The following is a 21276-nucleotide window of genomic DNA, read 5'->3' on the forward strand; positions in this document are numbered from 1 at the left end:
GACTCTAGTCAGCGCGCGGTGAGTCGGCGAACACCTCCAGTATTCGCTCGGCGGCCAGCGTCGGCGTCAGCTCGCCGTCGGCGACCTCCCGCTCGAGCGCCGGCGCGAGCTCGCGCACCCCGGGATGCTCCTGCAGCCGGGTGAGCAGGGTGTCGCGCACCATCGTCCACGTCCAGTCCACCTGCTGTCGGCGCCGCTTCGCCTCCAGCTCGCCCGCCTCGGACAGCGTGCGGTGGTGGCGTTCCACCTGCTCCCACAACGTGTCCAGGCCGGCGCCGGTCAGCCCGCTGCAGGTGAGCACGGGCGGGGACCAGGCCGCCTCCGCGGTGCGCAGCAGCCGCAAGGCCCCGGACAGCTCGCGGGCGGCCGCGCGGGCGGGCGCCTCGTGCTCGCCGTCGGCCTTGTTCACCGCGATCACGTCGGCGAGCTCCAGCACGCCCTTCTTGATGCCCTGCAGCTGGTCGCCGGTGCGGGCCAGGGTGAGCAGCAGGAAGCAGTCGACCATGTTGGCCACCGAGATCTCGGACTGGCCGACGCCGACGGTCTCGACGAGCACGACGTCGTAGCCGGCCGCCTCCATCAGCACGATCGTCTCGCGGGTGGCCCGGGTGACGCCGCCGAGCGTGCCGGAGGTGGGCGACGGGCGGATGAACGCGGCCGGATCGACCGCCAGGCGCGACATCCGGGTCTTGTCGCCGAGGATCGAGCCGCCGGTGCGCGACGAGGACGGGTCGACCGCGAGCACCGCGACCCGGTGGCCGGTCTCGGTGAGCATGGTGCCGAGCGCGTCGATGAACGTCGACTTGCCCGCGCCCGGCACGCCGGTGATGCCGACCCGGTGCGCGCCACCGGAATGCGCCAGCAGCTCCACGAGCAGCTGCTGGGCCAGCGCCCGGTGGTCGGGGCGGCGCGACTCGACGAGCGTGATCGCCTTGGACAGCGTCCCGCGGTCGCCGGCGAGCACGCCCTTGGCGTACGCGCCGACGTCGATCTCCCGGGCCATCAGTGCCCGTGCCGGGACACGAGCTCTCGCAGCAGGTCCGTGGCGGCGTCGGCGATCACCGTGCCGGGACCGAAGATGGCGGCCGCACCGGAGGCGTGCAGCTCGTCGTGGTCCTGCGGGGGGATCACGCCGCCGACGACGATCATGATGTCGTCCCGGCCGAGCGCGGCCAGCTCGTCGCGCAGCGCCGGCACGAGCGTGAGGTGCCCGGCGGCGAGCGAGTTGACCCCGACGATGTGCACGTCGGCCTCGACGGCCTGGCGGGCGACCTCGGCCGGGGTCTGGAACAGCGGGCCCACGTCGACGTCGAAGCCGAGGTCGGCGAACGCGGTCGCGATCACCTTCTGGCCGCGGTCGTGCCCGTCCTGGCCCATCTTGGCCACCAGGATCCGCGGCCGGCGCCCCTCGGCCTCGGCGAAGGAGCGCACCACCGCGCGCGCTTCGTCCACATTGGACGCGCCGCCGACCTCCTCGGAGTACACCCCGGAGATGGTACGGATCTGCGCGGCGTGCCGGCCCCACACCTTGCCGAGCGCGTCGGAGATCTCGCCGACGGTGGCCTTCGCGCGAGCCGCGTCGATGGCGAGCGCGAGCAGGTTCCCGGACCCGTCGGCGGCGGCCGACAAGCCGTCCAGCGCACGCCCGACGGCCGCGCCGTCCCGCTCCTCGCGCAGCCGGCGCAGCTTCTCCAGCTGCTGCGCCCGGACGCCGGCGTTGTCCACCTTGAGCACCTCGATGTGCTCGTCGGCGTCGGCCAGCCGGTACTTGTTGACCCCGATCACCGGCTGGCGGCCGGAGTCGATGCGGGCCTGGGTGCGCGCCGCGGCCTCCTCGATGCGCAGCTTCGGGATGCCGGCGTCGATCGCGCGCGCCATGCCGCCCGCCGACTCGACCTCGCTGATGTGGCCCCACGCCTTGCGGGCGAGCTCGTAGGTGAGCCGCTCGACGAACGCGCTGCCGCCCCAGGGATCGATGACCCGGGTGGTGTTGGACTCCTGCTGCAGCAGCAGCTGCGTGTTGCGGGCGATCCGCGCGGAGAAGTCGGTGGGCAGCGCGAGCGCCTCGTCCAACGCGTTGGTGTGCAAGGACTGCGTGTGCCCCTGGGTCGCGGCCATCGCCTCGACGCAGGTGCGGATCACGTTGTTGTAGACGTCCTGCGCGGTGAGCGACCAGCCGGAGGTCTGGCAGTGCGTGCGCAGGGACAGCGACTTGTCCGACGTCGGCTCGAACTGCTTGACCAGCTTGGCCCACAGCAGCCGCGCGGCCCGCAGCTTCGCGACCTCCATGAAGAAGTTCATCCCGATGGCCCAGAAGAACGACAGCCGCGGCGCGAACGAGTCGACCGGCAGGCCCGCGTCGACGCCCGCGCGGAGGTACTCGACCCCGTCGGCCAGGGTGTAGGCCAGCTCGAGGTCGGCGGTCGCCCCGGCCTCCTGCATGTGGTAGCCGGAGATCGAGATCGAGTTGAACTTCGGCATGTGCTTGCTGGTGTGGGCGAAGATGTCGGAGATGATCCGCATCGACGGCTGCGGCGGGTAGATGTAGGTGTTGCGGACCATGAACTCCTTGAGGATGTCGTTCTGGATGGTCCCGGCCAGCTTCTCCTGCGGCACGCCCTGTTCCTCGGCGGCCACCACGTAGAGCGCGAGGATCGGCAGCACGGCGCCGTTCATGGTCATCGACACCGACATCGTGTCCAGCGGGATGCCGTCGAAGAGCTGGCGCATGTCGTAGATCGAGTCGATGGCCACCCCGGCCATGCCGACGTCGCCGGCCACCCGGGGGTGGTCGGAGTCGTAGCCGCGGTGGGTGGCGAGGTCGAACGCGACCGACAGTCCCTTCTGGCCGGCCGCGATGTTGCGCCGGTAGAAGGCGTTGGACTCCTCGGCGGTGGAGAAGCCGGCGTACTGCCGGATGGTCCACGGCTGGTTGACATACATCGTCGGGTAGGGCCCGCGCAGGAACGGCACGATGCCCGGGTAGGTGCCGAGGAAGTCCAGCTCGGCGGTGTCCTCGCTGGTGTACAAGGGTTTCACGCCGATACCCTCGGGGGTCTCCCACACCAGCGCGTCGCTGCCCTTGCCGGTGGCCTCCTGCAGCGCGGCCTGCCAGTCGGCGGCCGACGGTGTCCCGGGCTCACCCAGCTCGACGTCGGAGAAGTCGGGAATGCTCACGAGCCCTCCTCCAGCTTGGCCTCGAACGGTTCCGCGTACCGGACTCTCGGCAGGCCCCCGGACGGCTCGGGCGGCGCAGGCTCGCGGCTGATCGGCTTCTCGTCCTTGTTCGGGAACACGGTGACCCCGGTGATCGACTCCGCGCCGGCGGCGAACCGCGCGGTGCGGGCCGTGCGGGTGGCCGCGATCCGCTCGTCGACCAGGCCGCTGCCGAGTGCCGCGGCGATGCCGCCCGCCCGCTCGATCTCGGTGAACGCGGCCCAGCCGGCGCGGGCCAGCTCGTCGGTGTGCCGCTCGACGTACCAGGAGCCGCCCGCCGGGTCGATCACACCGGCCACTTTGGACTCTTCGAGGAGGACCGACTGGGTGTTGCGGGCGATCCGCCGGGCGAAGCCGTCGGGCAGCCCGACCGCGGTGTCGAACGGCAGCACGGTCACCGCGTCCGCGCCGCCGACGCCCGCGGCGAAGCAGGCCACCGTGGTGCGCAGCATGTTCATCCACGGGTCGCGGCGGGTCATCATGGTCGACGAGGTCACCGCGTGCTGCGGCGCGACCCGGGTGGCGGCGCCGGCCACCTCGGTGACCCGGGCCCACAGCCGGCGCGCGGCGCGGAACTTGGCGATCGTGGCGAACTGGTCGGCGGTGGCGGCGAGGCGGAACTCGAGCTGGCGCGCGGCCGCGTCGACGTCGAGCCCGGCGTCGGTGAGCGCGCGCAGGTAGGCCACGCCGGTGGCCGTCGCGCAGCCCAGCTCCTGGCCGTCGGACGAGCCGGCCTCGTGGTAGGGCAGGGCGTCCACGACGATCGCGCGCAGCTTCGGGTACCGGGCGGTGCGCGCGGCCAGCGCGGCGGCGCCCTCGAGGTCGGTGTCGGCGCCGGTGCGGGCCCGCAGCCCGAGCGGGTCGGCGCCGAGGTTGCCGCGCACCGCGCTGGCCTGGACGCCCTTGTCGGCGTGGACGGCGAGCAGCGCGTCGGCGGCCTCGGTCACGTCCGCGCCCGCGTCGAGGGTGACCGGGGCCAGGTCGAGGTAGACCTCGTCGAGCACGTCGGCCAGCGCGTCGACCGGCAGTCCCGCGGCGCCGACGACGAGCCACAGCGACGTGCCGCCGTTCTCGAGGTCGGCGAGCACGGCGCGCTTGGTGACCGCGGGGTCGGGGTGGGCGTGCCGCTGGCGGATGTCCCAGCCGGCGAGCACCCGCCCGTCCGGGCGGCCGCCGCGGACGTGCGGCGGGAGGCCGGGGAAGCCGGCGTCCGGCGCGGTGTCCTCGGCGGTGTAGAGCGGGGCGAGGTCGAACCCGTCATAGGTCGGGCTGGCGAGCGCGGCCTCGACGTCATCGGCTTCGACGCCCGACCTGCGCAGCACCCCCTCGACCAGCTCGCGCCACTGGTCCCTGGTGGCGGCCGGGAAATCGGCAGCCAAACTCAACCGCTCCGCCGAGGTCATACCCGGCAATGCTACGGAAAATGGCGGTTCTCGCCGGGCGGTGTGGTGAATGCCGCAGAATGGGCGCCGTGTCCAGCCCCTCCGAACGTGTGGTCGCCGGCCGGTACCGGCTGCGCCGGCAGCTCGGCCAGGGCGCGATGGGCACGGTCTGGGAGGCCTACGACGAGTTCCTGCGCCGCCCGGTGGCGGTGAAGGAGGTCCTCGTACCGCCGGGACTGCCGGACGCCGAGGCCGACGAGCTGCGGGAACGGACCCTGCGCGAGGCCCGCGCGATCGCGGCGCTGTCGCACCCGAACGTGATCACGCTGCACGACGTGGCCCGCGAGAACGGCGAGCCGTTCGTGGTCACCGAGTACATGCCGGCGCACAGCCTGGCCGAGCTGCTGCGTGCGCTCGGTCCGCTGGACACCGCCGCCGCGGCCGCGGTCACCGACGCGGTCGCCGCCGGGCTCGCCGCCGCGCACCAGGTCGGCATCACGCACCGGGACGTCAAGCCGGGCAACGTGCTGGTCGGCGGCAACGGGCAGGTGAAGCTCACCGACTTCGGCATCGCGCGCAACGTCTCCGAGCGCACGATCACCCGCACCGGGATCATGCTCGGCTCGCCCGCCTACATCGCCCCGGAGGTGGCCGCCGGCCGCGAGGTCACGCCCGCCGCCGACCTGTGGGGCCTCGGCGCGACGCTGTTCGCGGTGCTCGAGGGGCACCCGCCCTACGACCTCGACGGCAGCGTGCTGGAGATCGTGAACCAGGTGGTGCACGGCGACGTCCCGCGGCCGGCCGCGACCGGGCCGCTGGCCGAGGTCGTCGCGGCGCTGATGGTGAAGGACCCGGCGGCGCGGATCTCGCTCACCGAGGTCCGCAACCGGGTCCACCCGCTGCTCCCGCCGCCGTCCACGCCGCTGCTGTCGGCGCAGGACCTGGAGAAGCTGGCCGACCCGGACAAGGTGCCGACCCGGCTGACGCCGAAGCCGACCGCGCCGCCGCTGCCGCCCCCACCGCCCCCGCCGGAGCCCCCGCAGCTCGCGCCCGCGCCGGGCCCGCTGCCGTTCGACGCGACGGCCCGGCGCGCGGTGGCCCGCCGCCGCCGGGGCCGGGTGGCGTCGGCCCTGCTGGTGGTCCTCGCGGTGGTCCTGTTCTTCACCGCGGCCGGCGGCGGGTTCGCGCTGGCGAGGGTGGTCGGCGGGGAGGCGCTGCTGCCGCCGGCCAGGACCTCGGCGCCGCCGTCGCCGAAGCCGCCGCCGACCGGTGCGCTGGAGCTGGCGGCCCAGAAGGGCGACGCGGCGACGCTGAACGGCGCGCAGGGCGGCGGGTTCACCGTGCAGGTGCCGCGTGGCTGGGTGCGGTTCGTCGAGGAGCGCGCCACCGACGACCTGACCTCGACCCGCGTGTACTTCGTGTCCCCGGAGGGCACCCGGACGCTGACGCTGGAGCGGTTCGCCGGCTTCTACCCCGACCACTCGATCGAGGACTACGTCGTCGGCCTGGCCAACGACCAGAACGTGGCCTACGAGCAGGTCAACCGGCTGGAGATCCCGGGGATCGGCCCCGGCGAGCCGGCCCAGCAGGTGACCTACCGGACCACGGCCGAGGCGGAGAAGATCGCGCCGGACAACCCCGCGGCACGCAACCTCAACCGCGTGACGTTCGCGAACCTGCTCCCCCGGGGCGCCGACCTGTGGGTGGTGGCGGTGACGGTGCCGGTCGACCAGGAGGACACCGGCCGCCGCGAGCTGTTCGACCGGATCGCCCCGACCTTCCAGGTCACCGGCTGACCGGCGGAACTAGGCTCGCGCCGTGAGTGAGAACTACGAGGCCCTGGCCGCCGACGCGGCGACCGCGCTGGCCGAGCGCACCGGGGTGGACAAGCACGACGTGGCCGTGGTGCTCGGCTCCGGCTGGCGCCCGGCGGCCGACGAGCTGGGGACCGCCGCGGCCGAGGTGCCGATGGCCGAGCTGCCCGGGTTCGCCGCGCCGACCGTCGCCGGGCACGGCGGCACGATCCGGTCGCTGCGGGTCGGCGACCGGCAGGTGCTGATCCTGCTCGGCCGCACGCACCACTACGAGGGCCGCGGGGTGGCCTCGGTCGTCCACGGCGTGCGCACGGTCGCCGCCGCGGGCTGCCGCACGGTCGTGCTCACCAACGCGGCAGGCTGCCTGCGCGACGGCATCCCGGTGGGCTCGCCGGTGCTGATCAGCGACCACCTGAACCTCACCGCCACCTCGCCGCTGGTCGGCGCCCAGTTCGTCGACCTCACCGACCTGTACTCGCCGCGCCTGCGCGACCTGGCCCGCGAGATCGACCCGTCGCTCGTCGAGGGCGTGTACGCGGGCCTGCCCGGCCCGCACTTCGAGACGCCGGCGGAGATCCGCATGCTCCGCACGATGGGCGCGGACCTCGTCGGCATGTCGACGGTCCTCGAGGCCATCGCCGCGCGGGCGGCCGGGGTCGAGGTGTTCGGCCTGTCGCTGGTGACGAACCTCGCGGCCGGGGTCACCGGCGAGCCACTCAACCACGAGGAGGTCCTCGAGGCCGGCCGCGCCGCCGCCGGCCGGATGGGCGTCCTGCTGCGCGAGCTGGTCAGCCGATCCTGAGCGGACCGTGAGCGAGAGCGACGGAGCGTTCGCCGTCTGGACGTAGGAGAAGCGCAGGCGCGCCAGCGCCGAGCATCGCACGGAGGAAGACGGCGAGTAGCGGAGAAGCGAAGCGAACCATTGAACACAGTGAGCGGGAGCGCCGGAGCGTTCGCCGTCTGGACTGACGAGCGCGCGCAGGCGCGCCAGCGCCGAGCACGGGAGGAGGGAAGACGGCGAGTAGCGGAGGAGCGAAGCGAACAATCCAGCACAGTGAGCGGGAGCGACCGAGCGTTCGCCGTCTGGACCCGCGAGCGGAGCGAACCATCCAACACAGGGAGCGACCAACCATGAGCCTGCCGTCGGAGCTGCGGGACCGGGCGTTCCGGTGGATGGCCGACGATCCCGACCCGGAGACCAAGCTCGAGCTGCAGCGGGTGGTCGCCGCCGCGATGGGTGGCGCGCCGGGCGCGGTCGACGAGCTGGCCGACCGGATGAACGGCACGCTCTCCTTCGGCACGGCGGGACTGCGTGGCCCGGTCCGCGCCGGCTCGAACGGCATGAACCGCGCGGTCGTCGTCCGGGCCACCGCCGGCGTCGCGTCGTGGTTGCGGCACAAGGGACACGCGGGCGGCACGGTCGTGGTCGGCCGGGACGCCCGGCACGGTTCCGCGGAGTTCGCGACGGCGGCGGCCGAGGTGCTCGCAGCCGCGGGCCTCACCGTGCGCACCCTGGGCCCGCTGCCGACCCCGGTGACGGCGTTCCTGGTCCGCTCGCTCGGCGCGGTGGCGGGGATCCAGATCACCGCGTCGCACAACCCCCCGGCGGACAACGGCTACAAGGTCTACACCGACGACGGCTCGCAGATCGTCCCGCCCGACGACCGGCTGATCGAGGCGGCCATCGGCGCCAGCCCGGCCGCGCGGTCGGTACCCCTGTCACACGGCGCGCTGCCGGTGAGCGACGCGCAGGTCGACACCTACCTCGCCCGGGCCGCGTCGCTGCCCCGCGGGACGGCGCGCGCGCTGCGCGTGGTGCTCACCCCGATGCACGGCGTCGGCGGCGCGACGGCCCTGGAAGCCTTGCGCCGCGCGGGTTTCCCCGACGTGACGCTGGTGCCCGAGCAGGCGTCGCCGGACCCGGACTTCCCGACGGTGGACTTCCCGAACCCGGAGGAGCCGGGTGCCGCCGACCTCCTGCTCCAGCACGCCGCCACGCTCGACGCCGACCTCGCCGTCGCGCTGGACCCGGACGCCGACCGCTGCGCCCTGGGCGTCCGCTTCCCCGACGGCTGGCGCATGCTCCGCGGCGACGAGACCGGTGCCCTGCTGGGCGCGCACGTGTTGTCCACTCTGGACAGAGTGGCGCACCCGGACCCGTTGGTGGCCACCACGATCGTCTCGTCGTCGTTGCTGTCCCTGATCGCCGCGGCGCACGGTGTCCGCCACGCGGAGACGCTGACGGGCTTCAAGTGGCTGGTCCGCGCGGGCGAGGGCCTGGTCTTCGCCTACGAGGAGGCGCTCGGCCTGTGCGTCGACCCGGAGGCGGTGCGCGACAAGGACGGCATCTCCGCGGCGATCCTGGCCTGCGACCTGGCCGCGACGCGCACGGCGTCGGGCCGGACCCTGCCGGACGCCCTCGACGAGCTCGCGGTGGCGCACGGCGTGCACCTGACCGAGCAGATCTCCTTGCGCTTCACCGACATCGCGGGGATCCCCCCGCTGCTGGCGGCGCTTCGCGCGCACCCGCCGACGACCCTCGGCGGCGCGGCGGTCACCCAGGACAACCCGGCGCCGGACATCGTCCGCCTCCGCGCGGACGGCCTCCGCGTGGTGATCCGCCCGTCCGGCACCGAGCCGAAGGTCAAGGCGTACCTGGAGATCGTCGAGCCGGTCCCGGCCGCGGCGTCGCTATCGCAGGCCCGCGCGACGGCCACCCGCCGCATGACCGCCCTGCGCGACGAGGTCGCCGCGCTCCTCAAGGCATGACATGGCCACGCTGCTGATCGTCCACCACACACCCTCGCCCAACGTGCAGGCGATGTTCGAGGCCGTCGTGGCGGGCGCGACCACCGACGAGATCGAGGGCGTCGACGTCGTGCGCAGGCCGGCGCTCGCGGCCACCCCGTCGGACGCGCTCGAGGCGGACGGCTACATCCTCGGCACGCCGGCGAACCTCGGGATGATGTCCGGCGCGCTCAAGGTCTTCTTCGACCTCGCCTACTACCCCTGCCTCGACGCGACCCGCGGCCGCCCCTTCGGCCTCTACGTCCACGGCAACAACGACACCACCGGCGCGATCCGCGGCATCGAGTCGATCGTCACGGGGCTCGCCTGGGAGCGGGTGACGCCGAACGTCACCGTCACCGGCGAGCCCACCAAGGACGACCTGCGCCGGTGCTGGGAACTCGGCGCCACCGTGGCGGCCACCCTCAGTACGTAGCGACGGGGGCCGACGCGCCCTCGCCGGTCTCGCACCCCGCGCGCCCGCGTACGGGCAAGCTCACGCGGTCGCCTCGTGCATGACGGGGGACTTCTCGTCGAGGTCCCGCTCGCACTGCTCGTAGTTGGCGATCTTGTAGTTCAGGACGTTCAGGCAGGTGTTGAGCTCGGCGATGCGGTCCAGCACCTCGGCCCGCTGCTCGACCAGGATCTGCTTGCGCCGCCCGGTGCTCGCGACACCCTGGTGGCGCAGCTTGGCGTACTCGCGCATCATCCGGATCGGCATACCGGTGGTGCGGAGGCGGGTGAGGAACTCCAGCCAGCCCAGGTCCTCGTCGGTGTAGACCCGCCGGCCGCCCGAGTCCCGGGCGGGCGGGTCGATCAGTTGGATGCGTTCGTAGTAACGGAGTGTGTCGATCGACAACCCACTGCGGTGGGCTGCCTCGGCGATCGCATAAGTCACGTCTTCGACGGTAGAAGCTGGAGCGCACTCCAGGTCAAGCTAAGCGCCGTTCTCTTTCGGGTTCGCCCACGCCTCGAGCCGCGCGGCCATCTCCGGCACGCCGACGTTTCCCCGGCCGACCTCGCGGACCAGCTCGAGGGCCTCCTCCTCGTCGGCGTCGATCCACCAGCCGTTCATGTCGCAGATGGTGACGGCGGCCACCCAGCCGAGTCGCCAGTTGCCCTCGATGAGTGGCCGGGTGATGACGACGGAGTCGAGCAGGGCGGCGGCCTTGAGCCACAGCGTGTCGTAGGCCTGCACGCCGAGCACGGTGGCCCGCGGCCGGTGCGCGGCGGCGTCGAGCAACCCGAGATCGCGCACCACGAGGTCGCCGCCGGTGACGGCAGCGGCCAGCACGAGCAGGTCGCTGGCGTCCAGGTACATGATCACCGCGCGATCATGCCACTAGCCACCGACAGTTTCAGGCGGTTCCGATCCGATCGAGCAAACCTTGGTACCGCGGTAAAACGCGACTCAGCACCTCGGTCAGCTGCTGCTCCTTCTGGAGCCGGGACCAGCGGTCGGCCAGGGCCAGCCGCATGATCTCCTGTTTCGATCGGCCTTCCATCGCGGCAAGCTCGGCGAGGTGATGGTTCTCCTCGTCGGACAGCCTCAGAGTCATCGCCATGCACCCCACGGTACCACCGTGATACCACCCGGAACGAGGGTCAGACTGCCCCGTACTGACGGTCACCGGCGTCCCCCAGACCGGGGACGATGTACCCGGAGTCGTTGAGCCGCTCGTCCACACTGGCCGTGACCAGCCGCACCGGCAGCCCGGACTCCGCCAGGTGCCGGATGCCCTCCGGCGCGGCCAGCGCACACACGGCGGTCACGTCGGTGGCGCCCCTGTCGGTGAGCAGCCGGATCGTGTACTCCATCGAGCCGCCGGTGGCGAGCATCGGGTCGAGCACGAACACCGGCCGCCCGGCGAGCGAGGCCGGCAGCGACTCCATGTACGGCGTCGGCTCGAGCGTCTCCTCGTTGCGGGCGAGGCCGACGAACCCCATCTGCGCGTCCGGGATCAGCCGGTGCGCCTGGTCGGCCATGCCGAGGCCGGCCCGCAGCACGGGCACGAGCAGCGGCGGGTTGGCGAGCCAGTAGCCGTCGGTGCGCGCGACCGGCGTGTGGATGCGCTCGGTGCGCACCGGGGCGTCGCGCGTGGCCTCGTAGATGAGCATCACGGTCAGCTCGTGCAGGGCGGCCCGGAACACGGCGTTGTCCGTGCGGGCGTCCCGCATGACGGTCAGCCGCGCCTTGGCCAGCGGGTGATCGACGGTGCGCACATCCATGGGCGGACACGGTAGCCGGGCGCCCGGACCTGCCACAATGGAACGTCATGCGCACCCTGAACGCCACCGCCGCGTCGCTCCTCGGCCTGCTCCACGACGGCCCGCTGACGGGCTGGGACCTGGTGGCGAGCGCGCAGGACCGGATCGGCAACTTCTGGACCCTGACGCAGAGCCAGGTGTACCGCGAGCTGGCGCGGATGACCGAGGACGGCCTGGTCACCGTGGGCGACCCGGGCCCGCGCGACCGCAAGCCGTACACGATCACCGACGCCGGCGCCGCGGCGTTCGCCGAGTGGATCGACGCCGACCCGGCGCACGACCAGGTCCGGGTGCCGCTGCTGGTCACCATCCTGTTCTCCGCGCACCTGCGCGCCGGCCGGCTGGCGGAGATCATCGCGGCCGCCCGCGCGGCGCACGCCGCGCGCCTGGCGGCCTACCGGACGCACGAGCAGGACCTGGCGTCGGCCGGGGACCGGGTGCGGCTCGCGACGCTGCGGTTCGGCATCCGGCACGAGCAGGCGGCGCTGGACTGGTTCGATGAGCTGCCCGCGTTGCTCGGCGGCAGCTGACCGGAACGCGGCACGCCCGGGGTGCGTCCACCCGGGCACAGCTCGACCACTGGGGGGAACCACGCCATGCCGTCAACTCGGGTGCTCGCCACCGCCGGGGTCGTCGCCGCGCTCGCGGTGGCCGCCGCCGCGCCGGCGCACGCCGACCCGGCTCGCCGGCCGGGCCAGGTCGTCCTGGTCGCGGGCATCGGCGAGAAGGGCTACTCCGGCGACGGCTGGGCCGCCCGCGACGCCCGGCTGAGCAGCTGGCTCACCCTCGACGTCGCGGCGGACGGCACCGTCTACATCGCGGACACGATCAACGGGCGGCTGCGCAGGGTGGACGCCGACGGGGTGATCGACACCGTGCCCGGCGGCCGGGGGGTGCGCTCGCGGACGACCGACGGGCCGGCGGTCGACGGCTGGACCTACAGCCCGAGCAACCGGCCGAGGGCGTCCGTCGCCGCCGCGGACGGCACGGTCTACCTGGCCGGCTCCGAGAACATCCGGCGGATCGACCGCACCGGCAAGGCCACCGTGCTCGCCGGCGAGGGCGACCTCGCCTTCGCCGAGGGCGGCGACGGCGGCGACGGCGGCCCGGCGACGCGGGCATGGCTGCACGATCCGGGCGACATCACCCGCGACGGCGCCGGCAACCTCTACGTCGCCGACACGTACAACAGCCGCATCCGGCGGATCGACCCGCACGGCACGATCACCACGATCGCCGGCGGCGGCACGCTCGCGCCGAAGGCGGCGGTGGGCAGGCCCGCCACCACCGCCCGGGTCCCCCAGCCGGCCCGGGTGACCGTTGACGCGACGGGCACCGTGTACTTCGCCGAGGAGCGCGGCACCTCGGTGTTCAGCGTCGGCAAGGACGGCAGGCTCGGCCTCGCCGCCGACCTGCCGCCGGACGGTGTGGTCGGGGGCATCGCCGTCGGCGCCGACGGCGTCCTCTACGTCGCCGACCGCAACTTGGGCGAGGTGCGTCAGGCCGGCGAGAAGGGCGCGACCACGCTCGTCGGCCCCAGGCTGGCCGCCGGCATCACGGACCTCGCGGTCGGGCCGGACGGCGACTTCTACGTCGCCGGCGACAGCCGGGTCCTGCGCGTGGTGCGTGGCGGCGCGGCGGCGGCGGGCACGTCCCCGAAGCCGGGCCGGTCGCCGTGGGCGGACGACGAGCCGGGGACGGTCCACACGATCGCCGGCACCGGCAGCAAGCCGGCCGGCGCGGCGCAGGTCCCGGTCACGTCGCCGGGCGCCGCCGGGGTGGCGGTCGGCCCGGACGGCACCGTGTACGTCGCGGAGCCCGAGCGGCACCGGGTGCGGGCGATCGACCCCAAGGGCACGGTCAAGGCGTTCGCCGGCACGGGTGAGCCGGGTTCGGACGGCGACGGCGGCCCGGCGGCGAAGGCCCAGCTGGACAGCCCGAACGCGGTCGCCGTCGATTCGGAGGGCTTCGTCTACATCGCGGACACCGGCAACGACAAGGTCCGCCGCGTCGACCCGGACGGGGTCGTCGACACCCTGGCCGAGGTGCCGGACGTGCGGCGGCTGGCCGTCGACGCCGCCGGGACCGTCCACGTGACCTCCACCGGGCTGGTGGCGAGGATCGCCGAGAACGGCACGGTCACGCCGGTCGCCGGAGGCGGCACGCGGTGGGCCGACGAGGCGGACGACGCGCCGGCCCGTGAGGTGAGCTTGCTGGACGCCGGCGCGGTGGCGGTCGACAAGGGCACCGTGTACTTCGTCGAGGACGGCCGGCCGGCCGTCCGCGCGGTCCGCCCGGACGGGATCCTCGTGACCGTCGCGGGCAGCAGCTACCGCAAGGACACCGAGGGCGGCTTCGCCGGCGACGGCGGCCCGGCGGCGAACGCGGAGCTGAACGCGCCACGCGGGCTGGCGATCGGCGCGGACGGCTCGCGCTATGTCGCCGACACGTACAACAACCGGATCCGCCGCATAGACCCGAAAGGCACCATCACGACGGTCGCCGGCACGGGCGAGCGGGCCGACCGCGGCGACGGCGGGCCCGCGACGAAGGCGGCGCTGACCGAGCCGAGCGGCATCGCCACGGACTCCTCGGGTGCGCTGTACGTGACCGGCACGAGCACCGGCCGGGTCCGCCGGATCGACCCGGACGGCACGATCTCCACGCTCGCCGACCTGGCCCCGGCGCCCGCGGGGAGCAAGGCCACCGAGGCCACGCTGGGCTCGGTCCGCGCGCTGGCCGTCGGCGTGGACGGCACGGTCTACCTCAGGAGCGTCGAGACCGGCCTGTACGCGGTGGACCAGCACGGCACGATCCGCCCGGTCGCGACCGAGGCCTACGGGCCCACCCCGACGACGTGGGGCGGGCTCGCCGCGGCTCCGGACGGCTCGCTGTACCTGTCCTCCGGCGAGGTGGTGCGGCGGTACCCGGACGGCGGCGAGGTCCGGGTGGCGGGCGGCGGGTCCACGAAGGGGCCGCCGAAGCCGGGCCAGCAGGCCACCAGCGGCCAGCTCCTCGCGAACGAGCTGGCGACCGGCCCGGACGGCGAGCTGTACCTCGCGACCACCGACGGGGTCTACCGGCTGACCGGGGACGGGACGCTCGAGGCGGTGCTCGGCCCCGCCGGCGAGCTCGGCGGGTTCACCGTCGGCCCGGACGGCACCCCGTACGCGATCATCGACGACCGGGTCGTCGCCGTGCGGAACGGCAAGCCCGAGACCGTCGCCGGCACCGGCTCCGCGAACACGGCCGACGACGAGAAGGAGAACGGCGGCCCGGCCCTCGACGCGACGCTGAGCAACCCGTTCGACGTCGCGGTCACCGCCGACGGAACCCTGTTCATCGCCACGATGACCGGCATCAGCCGGGTGAACCACGACGGCGTCATCGAGACGGTCCTGCGCGGCGGCGACGACGCCTACGTCACCGAGCTGGCCGTCGGCCCCGGCGGCGACCTGTACTTCGAGCAGGGCGGCCGGGTCCGGGTGCTGGTCCGCCCGGCGGAGATCGACAACGCCTCGGGCTTCCCGTGGCTCGTGGTGTCGCTGGTCGCGGGCGCGCTGGTGCTCGGGGCGGCCACGGTGCTGGTCCTGCGCCGCCGCCGCGCCCGGCCCGCAGCCGCCGGGGCACCCGCCGAAGCGGCGGAGGAGACAACGGCCGAGCCGGCCAACGAGCCAGGTGACTCAGGGACGGTGGGCTAGCACCGCGAACATCGTGACCGACATCAGGAAGTCGCCGGCCTCGGCGCCGGCCGCCACGTCGGTCAGGAACCGGTCGCGCTGCTCGTCGGTGATCGCGCCGCGGTCGCGGGCCATCCGGGTCAGCATGGTCATCAGCGGGCCGGTCGCCGCGGCGCGGTCCTGGACCAGGGCCTGCGAGCCGATGTCGTCGACCGCCAGGCCGGCCGCCGCGAGCTGGCCCGGCAGCAGCCGCCCGGCCAACGGGTTGGCGATGCCCGTGCGCATGGCCTTGCTGACCACGTCGACGACGTCCGGGTCGCCGGGATGCACGATGGCCGTCGCCCAGTCGGTGTCCGTCACCACCACGCGGCCGCCGGGCCGCAGCACGCGAGCGATCTCCCCGGCGGCCTTCCCCGGGTCGTGCAGGTGCTGGAACACCCGCTCGCACGACACCGCGTCGATGCTCGCGTCCGGGTACGGCAGGGCGTAGGCGTCGCCGTCGACGAACGTGGCCGAGGAGCCCGCGGCCCGGCGTACGGCTTCCCCGCGCATCCCGGAGTTCGGCTCGATGCCGACCGCTTCCCCTTGCGGGCCAACGGCTTCCGCGAGTGCCTGGGTGTGCTCCCCCGTGCCGGAGCCGATGTCGAGGACCCGCTCGCCCGGCCGCAACGCCAGCGCGCCGAGCACCCAGCCGCGCAGCCGCAGGACGCCGGCCAGCCGCGCCTGCGTGTCCAGCGCACGAATCTGGAGGGCGAGATCGGCGGCGGAGAAGTCGTCGGGTGCGGGCATGCCCGCACCATAGTCGTGCGCGTCACGCTAATCTCACGTTCGTGACCGACCTGCCTGCCGTGCCGGACCCGCGGGACATGCGGGTGTCCAACGACGATCGCGAACGTATCGCCCGAGTCCTGCACGACTCGATGGCCGAGGGGCGCCTCACCGTCACCGAGCTGGAGGAACGGCTCGACAAGGTCTACGCCGCCAAGACGTTCGGCGACCTGGAGCCGGTGACCCGCGACCTGCCGGTGGCCAACCAGGCCCGGGCCGTCGGGATGCCGCAGCCCGTCGCGTCGCCCAGCCACCGCATCGGCGGCCGGGGCACGTCCTCGAGCGCGGTCGCGATCATGTCCGGGACCGACCGCAAGGGCGTCTGGACCGTCCCGCCGACCTTCACGTCGATCGCGGTGATGGGTGGCGTGGAGATCGACCTCACCGAAGCGCGGTTCGAGGACGCGGAGACCACGATCCAGGCGTTCGCGCTGATGGGCGGCATCGAGATCTACGTCCCCGAGGACGTCACCGTCCAGGTCAACGGCTCCGGCTTCATGGGCGCGTTCGAGAACAGCGTGCGGGACCAGGCCCAGCCGCGGCCGGGCACGCCGCTGGTCAAGATCACCGGGCTGGCCGTGATGGGTGGCGTGGAGGTCAAGCGCCGCAAGTCCACCCGGCAGAAGAGCAAGGAGATCGAGGAGTAGCGCGGCGGCAACACCGGCGTCACGTGGCGGGCGATCATTGGATGAGTGCTGCGTTACCGGGTCATCCACGGTTACCGCAGGGCCTACCGGATGGTGGGCAGCGGGCCGGCGCTCCTGCTCGTACATGGCATCAGCGACCACTCGGGCACCTGGCTGCCGCTGCTGTCCTCCCTCGCCGAGCGCTACACGGTGATCGCGCCGGACCTGCTCGGCCACGGCGCGTCGGACAAGCCCCGCGCCGACTACGCGGCGGCGGCCTACGCGTGTGGGCTGCGTGACCTGCTCGGGGTCCTCGACGTCGAGCGCGTGACGGTCGTCGGCCACTCGCTGGGCGGCGGCGTGGCGATGCAGTTCGCGTACCAGTTCCCCGAGCGCTGCGAGCGGCTGGTGCTGGTGAGCAGTGGTGGGATCGGCCGCGCGGTGCACCCGGTGCTGCGGCTGGCGTCCGCGCCCGGCGCGGGCCTGGCCATCCCGTTCCTGACGGCCGGCCCGCTCCGCGAGGTGGTGAGCCGCGTGCTGCCGTTCGTGCCGGGCCTGGACTTCGGACCGGACCTGGCCTACGCGATCGACCGGTACGCGGCCCTGTCCGAGCCGCACGCGCGGACGGCGTTCCTGCGCACGCTGCGGTCGGTGGTGGACCTGCGCGGCCAGGTGGTGACGATGCTCGACCGGTGCTACCTGACCAGGGGCATCCCGACGCTGCTGGTGTGGGGTGGGCGCGACCGGATCGTCCCGGCGCGCCACGCCGGGATCGCGCACGCGGCGATGCCGGGCAGCCGCTTGGAGATCTTCGAGAAGGCGGGCCACTTCCCCCACCAGACCGAGCCCGACCGTTTCCTGGCCCTGCTGAACGACTTCGTGGACACGACGACACCGGCCGAGCACGACGCCGCCCACTGGCGCACCCTGCTGCGGGCCGGCCGGACGGACGAGAATCCCGAGGTCTCCGCCACCACGGTCAGCTCGGGCTCCTGACCCTCAGGCCACCTCGAGGTAGTCCAGCTCCGCCCATCGGGTGAGGTACCGCAGCCGGATCGTGTTGAACCCGGCGGCGAGGTTCACCTGGACCGGCACCTGGGTCCAGGTGTCCCACCCCCGGTTGGGGTAGTTGACCACCTGCGGCGCGGCGCCGTTGACCGTCAGCGTGTGCTGGGCGTCGCCGTAGCCGGCCGCGTATCCGATGTGGACGGTGTAGGCGCCGGCCACCGGGGCGAACACCGAGCTGTCCACCCAGCTGTCCGCGTAGTCGATGCCAGCCGCCACCGCGCCCTGCGACGCGCCCGCCGCGCCGGTGCGCACGACCGCGTGGTTCAGCGTGCCCCGCTCGGCCTCGTACCGGACCCGGCTGCCGCGCACGACCGGATAGTCGTCGGCCCAGCCGAGGCTCGCGGTGTACATCCCGCGGCCGCCGCCGGACAGGTGGCCGTGGAAGAAGATCTGGTTCCCGGCGACGTCCGCGCCACCCGGCCCGTTGACCGCGCCGTCCAGCGACGCGGTGGTCAGCAGCGGCCGGTACGCGCGGGTGTACGGGCCGGCCAGCGAGCCGGACACGGCGTAGCTCGTGTGGTAGTTGCCGGTGGTGTACACCCCGGCGGAGTAGAACAGCACGTACTGGGAGGGCCGCTTGACCAGCACCGGCGCCTCGATCACGCCCTCGTCCTCCGGGCGGTTGTTGCGCAGGAGCTCCACCCGGCCGCCGGTGAACGTCACGCCGTCCGCGGCGGTCGGCTGCAGCCAGAGGATCGCCGGCTGCCCGACCGCGTTGCCGTCGTTCTTGTAGAGCAGGTAGCGGGCACCGCCGGCGTCGACGAAGCTCGACGGGTCGATGTCGCCGCCTTCCCCGGCGTTGCACACCAGCGGCTGGGCACCGGTCGGCTGGAACGGGCCCGCCGGGCCGGTCGCCACCGCGGCGCCGAGACACATCCGGCCGGTGGCCACGCTCGGCCCGGCGAAGTACAGGAGGAAGCGGCCGTCCGAGCGCTGCGAGACGTCCGGTGCCCAGAACCCGCCGTCCCCGGCCCACGCCGGCTTCTGCGGCAGCGCGTCACCGCGCACCGTCCACGGACCGGTGGGACCGGGGGCCGTCGCGTACGGGACCCGGCCGGCGAAGGAGCTGGTCGAGTAGCCGTAGTACGTGCCACCGACCTGGATGACCTCCGGGTCGGGGAAGTCCTGGCCGATCACCAGCGCCGGCGGCACCGACCGGACCTCGGCGGACACCGGCCCGGGCAGGGCCAGCACGACCGCGACCACGACCGCGACCGCCAACGAGGCCGCCGCCGGCAGGCACCAGATTCGTGATGATTTCACGTGAAACTCCCCAGAGTTGGCGAATCACACCCTCATCTGACCTACCGCAGAACGGGCTCGAATACCAGCCAGGTCCCGCTAACGGACCAGCGAAGCGGCGATCTGTGGACAACTCCGCGCATGTGGACAACTCAGCTACGCGGACCGGACAGATCGGGTCGGACGCCTAGACTCGGGCGCATGGCAGCACCCTCACCGGCGAGAACCGGGTTACCCCCCGAGCTCGCCGACGCGACCCGTGACGAGACCGCACTGCGCCGGTTCCTCCACGGCCTTCCCGGCGTCGACCAGGTCGGCGTCGAGCAGCGCGCGGCCGGCCTCGCCACCCGCAGCATCAAGAAGGCCGCCAAGCTCTGGGCCATCGACACCGCCATCCGCATGGTCGACCTCACCACGCTCGAGGGCGCGGACACCGCCGGCAAGGTCCGCTCGCTGTGCGCCAAGGCCAGACGGCCCGACCCGGAGCGCCCCGAGGTGCCGCCGGTGGCCGCGGTCTGCGTCTACCCGGACATGGTCGCCACCGCGGCCGAGGCGCTCGGGAGCACGGGCATCGGCATCGCCAGCGTGGCCACGGCCTTCCCCAGCGGGCGGTCCAGCATCCAGGTCAAGATCGCCGACACGGAGCTGGCCGTGGCCGACGGCGCCACCGAGGTCGACATAGTCATCGACCGCGGCGCGTTCCTGTCCGGGCACTACGGCCGGGTGTTCGACGAGATCGTCACGGTCAGGCACGCCAGCGGCGACGCCCACCTCAAGGTCATTCTCGAGACCGGCGAGCTCGCCACCTACGACAACGTGCGCCGCGCGTCCTGGCTCGCCATGCTGGCCGGCGCCGACTTCATCAAGACGTCCACCGGCAAGATCAGCCCGGCGGCCACGCTGCCGGTCACCCACGTGATGCTCCAGGCCGTCCGCGACTGGCACGCCTCCACCGGTGACCGCAAGGGCGTCAAGTCGGCCGGCGGCATCCGCACCACCAAGGACGCCATCCGCTACCTGGTGGCCGTCCACGAGGTCGCCGGGCCGGCGTGGCTCACCCCAGACCTGTTCCGCTTCGGCGCGTCCAGCCTGCTCAACGACCTGTTGATGCAGCGCCGCGCCCAACTCGAGGGCCACTACAGCGGCCCGGACTACGTGACGGTGGACTGACATGACCACGTGGGAGTACGCGCCCGCACCGGAGTCGCGCGACATCGCCAACCTCAAGCCGAGCTACCGCATGTTCCTCGACGGTGAGTTCGTCGAGGGCGGTGGCGAGCCGCTGAAGACCATCAACCCGGCCACCGAGGAGGTGCTCGCCGAGGTCTCCACCGCCGCACCGTCCGATGTGGACAAAGCGGTGAAGGCGGCCCGCCGCGCCTACGACCGGGTGTGGGGCAGGATGCCCGGCGCCGAGCGGGCCAAGTACATCTTCCGCATCGCGCGGATGATCGCCGAGCGGTCCCGCGAGCTGGCCGTCCTCGAGAGCCTCGACAACGGCAAGCCCATCAAGGAGTCCCGCGACGTCGACGTGCCCACGGCGTCGGCCCACTTCTTCTACCACGCGGGCTGGGCCGACAAGCTCGGCTACGCGGGCCTGGGCCCCGACCCGCGCCCGCTCGGCGTGGCCGGCCAGGTCATCCCGTGGAACTTCCCGCTGCTGATGGCCGCCTGGAAGATCGCGCCGGCGCTGGCCTGCGGCAACACCGTGGTGCTCAAGCCGGCCGAGACCACCCCGCTCACCGCGCTGGTGCTGGCCGAGATCATCCAGCAGGCCGAGCTGCCCCCGGGCGTGGTCAACATCCTGCCCGGCGCCGGCGACGTGGGTGCCGAGCTGGTCGGCCACGCGGGCATCGACAAGGTCGCGTTCACCGGCTCCACCGACGTCGGCAAGCTCATCCAGCGCTCGCTCGCCGGCACCGGCAAGAAGCTCACCCTCGAGCTGGGCGGCAAGGCGGCCAACGTGGTCTTCGACGACGCGCCGCTCGACCAGGCCGTCGAGGGCATCGTCAACGGCATCTTCTTCAACCAGGGCCACGTGTGCTGCGCGGGCTCGCGGCTGCTGGTGCAGGAGTCGGTGGCCGACGAGCTGCTCGACAAGCTGCACGCCCGCGTCTCGACGCTGCGCATCGGCGACCCGCTGGACAAGAACACCGACGTCGGCGCCATCAACTCGCGCGAGCAGCTCGACAAGATCACCGAGCTGGTGTCCGCCGGCGAGGAGGAGGGCGCCACCCGGTGGACCAGCCCGTGCCCGTTGCCGGACAAGGGCTTCTTCTTCGCGCCCACCGTGTTCGCGGGTGTCAGCCAGGCCATGCGCATCGCGCGCGAGGAGATCTTCGGCCCGGTGCTGTCGGTGCTCACG

Annotated in this window: 18 protein-coding genes and 1 pseudogene; 10 read left to right on the top strand and 9 right to left on the bottom strand. The window is 73.4% G+C overall.

Annotated features, from left to right (window positions below):
• Positions 1 to 4: 4 nt before the first annotated feature.
• From meaB to VGD70_RS12275, 3 genes are read right to left on the bottom strand one after another with little or no spacing between them, the layout of a single operon-like run.
• On the bottom strand, positions 5 to 1003 hold the full coding sequence (gene meaB, locus VGD70_RS12265; protein WP_331081180.1) for a methylmalonyl Co-A mutase-associated GTPase MeaB: 999 nt from the start codon (positions 1001 to 1003) through the stop codon (positions 5 to 7).
• Positions 1003 to 3177: a methylmalonyl-CoA mutase gene (gene scpA, locus VGD70_RS12270; protein ID WP_331081182.1), complete on the bottom strand. Its 2175-nt coding sequence runs from the start codon at positions 3175 to 3177 to the stop codon at positions 1003 to 1005. The genes meaB and scpA overlap by 1 nt, the downstream gene beginning before the upstream one ends.
• Positions 3174 to 4619, bottom strand: coding sequence for a methylmalonyl-CoA mutase subunit beta (locus tag VGD70_RS12275; RefSeq protein ID WP_414637948.1), 1446 nt, complete (start codon positions 4617 to 4619; stop codon positions 3174 to 3176). Before VGD70_RS12275 ends, scpA begins: the two co-directional genes overlap by 4 nt.
• A gap of 59 nt (positions 4620 to 4678) precedes the next feature.
• On the opposite strand from VGD70_RS12275, the gene VGD70_RS12280 reads away from it, so the two are divergent.
• From VGD70_RS12280 to VGD70_RS12295, 4 genes are all read left to right on the top strand, one after another.
• Positions 4679 to 6394 carry a serine/threonine-protein kinase gene (locus VGD70_RS12280; protein WP_331081184.1) on the top strand — a complete coding sequence of 572 codons (1716 nt, stop codon included), beginning with the start codon at positions 4679 to 4681 and terminating at the stop codon, positions 6392 to 6394.
• Positions 6395 to 6416: 22 nt separating this feature from the next.
• Positions 6417 to 7214: a purine-nucleoside phosphorylase gene (locus VGD70_RS12285; protein WP_331081186.1), complete on the top strand. Its 798-nt coding sequence runs from the start codon at positions 6417 to 6419 to the stop codon at positions 7212 to 7214.
• A 329-nt stretch (positions 7215 to 7543) separates the two neighbouring features.
• Complete coding sequence (locus VGD70_RS12290; RefSeq protein WP_331081188.1) at positions 7544 to 9181, top strand: phospho-sugar mutase; 1638 nt, start codon at positions 7544 to 7546, stop codon at positions 9179 to 9181.
• 1 nt (position 9182) lies between these two features.
• Positions 9183 to 9635 (top strand): flavodoxin family protein, encoded by a 453-nt coding sequence (locus VGD70_RS12295; protein WP_331081190.1) that lies wholly within the window; start codon positions 9183 to 9185, stop codon positions 9633 to 9635.
• Positions 9636 to 9695: 60 nt separating this feature from the next.
• On the opposite strand, the gene VGD70_RS12300 is transcribed toward VGD70_RS12295, so the two are convergent.
• The 4 genes from VGD70_RS12300 to upp are packed head-to-tail and all read right to left on the bottom strand — an operon-like array spanning position 9696 to position 11428.
• On the bottom strand, positions 9696 to 10097 hold the full coding sequence (locus VGD70_RS12300; RefSeq protein ID WP_331081191.1) for a MerR family transcriptional regulator: 402 nt from the start codon (positions 10095 to 10097) through the stop codon (positions 9696 to 9698).
• Between the two features lie 39 nt (positions 10098 to 10136).
• Entirely contained in the window at positions 10137 to 10520 is a 384-nt protein-coding gene (locus tag VGD70_RS12305) for a type II toxin-antitoxin system death-on-curing family toxin (RefSeq protein WP_331081222.1), read from the bottom strand.
• 37 nt (positions 10521 to 10557) lie between these two features.
• Entirely contained in the window at positions 10558 to 10764 is a 207-nt protein-coding gene (locus VGD70_RS12310; protein WP_331081193.1) for a type II toxin-antitoxin system VapB family antitoxin, read from the bottom strand.
• 40 nt (positions 10765 to 10804) lie between these two features.
• Entirely contained in the window at positions 10805 to 11428 is a 624-nt protein-coding gene (gene upp / locus VGD70_RS12315; RefSeq protein ID WP_331081198.1) for a uracil phosphoribosyltransferase, read from the bottom strand.
• A gap of 47 nt (positions 11429 to 11475) precedes the next feature.
• Between upp and VGD70_RS12320 the strand changes: the two genes are divergently transcribed.
• Together VGD70_RS12320 and VGD70_RS12325 are read left to right on the top strand one after the other, a co-directional pair.
• Positions 11476 to 11997 (top strand): helix-turn-helix transcriptional regulator, encoded by a 522-nt coding sequence (locus tag VGD70_RS12320; RefSeq protein ID WP_331081200.1) that lies wholly within the window; start codon positions 11476 to 11478, stop codon positions 11995 to 11997.
• A 66-nt stretch (positions 11998 to 12063) separates the two neighbouring features.
• Positions 12064 to 15168, top strand: coding sequence for an SMP-30/gluconolactonase/LRE family protein (locus tag VGD70_RS12325; RefSeq protein WP_331081202.1), 3105 nt, complete (start codon positions 12064 to 12066; stop codon positions 15166 to 15168).
• Between the two features lie 336 nt (positions 15169 to 15504).
• On the opposite strand, the pseudogene VGD70_RS36940 reads toward VGD70_RS12325, so the two are convergent.
• A pseudogene (locus tag VGD70_RS36940) lies at positions 15505 to 15936 on the bottom strand (methyltransferase domain-containing protein); the annotation flags it as partial.
• A gap of 41 nt (positions 15937 to 15977) precedes the next feature.
• On the opposite strand from VGD70_RS36940, the gene VGD70_RS12335 reads away from it, so the two are divergent.
• Both VGD70_RS12335 and VGD70_RS12340 read left to right on the top strand, forming a co-directional pair.
• On the top strand, positions 15978 to 16622 hold the full coding sequence (locus tag VGD70_RS12335) for a DUF1707 SHOCT-like domain-containing protein (RefSeq protein ID WP_331081206.1): 645 nt from the start codon (positions 15978 to 15980) through the stop codon (positions 16620 to 16622).
• Positions 16623 to 16712: 90 nt separating this feature from the next.
• A complete protein-coding gene (locus VGD70_RS12340) occupies positions 16713 to 17597 on the top strand; it encodes an alpha/beta fold hydrolase (protein ID WP_414637950.1) in 885 nt (294 codons plus the stop codon).
• A gap of 3 nt (positions 17598 to 17600) precedes the next feature.
• Here the strand turns inward: VGD70_RS12340 and VGD70_RS12345 are convergent, their stop codons facing one another.
• Positions 17601 to 18932, bottom strand: coding sequence for a family 43 glycosylhydrolase (locus VGD70_RS12345; protein WP_331081210.1), 1332 nt, complete (start codon positions 18930 to 18932; stop codon positions 17601 to 17603).
• Between the two features lie 180 nt (positions 18933 to 19112).
• On the opposite strand from VGD70_RS12345, the gene deoC reads away from it, so the two are divergent.
• Entirely contained in the window at positions 19113 to 20081 is a 969-nt protein-coding gene (gene deoC, locus VGD70_RS12350) for a deoxyribose-phosphate aldolase (RefSeq protein WP_331081212.1), read from the top strand.
• 1 nt (position 20082) lies between these two features.
• On the top strand, positions 20083 to 21276 hold a 1194-nt coding region (locus VGD70_RS12355), incomplete at its 3' end, for an aldehyde dehydrogenase family protein (RefSeq protein WP_331081214.1).

The organism is Actinophytocola sp. (assembly GCF_036402745.1).
Taxonomy (GTDB): domain Bacteria; phylum Actinomycetota; class Actinomycetes; order Mycobacteriales; family Pseudonocardiaceae; genus Actinophytocola.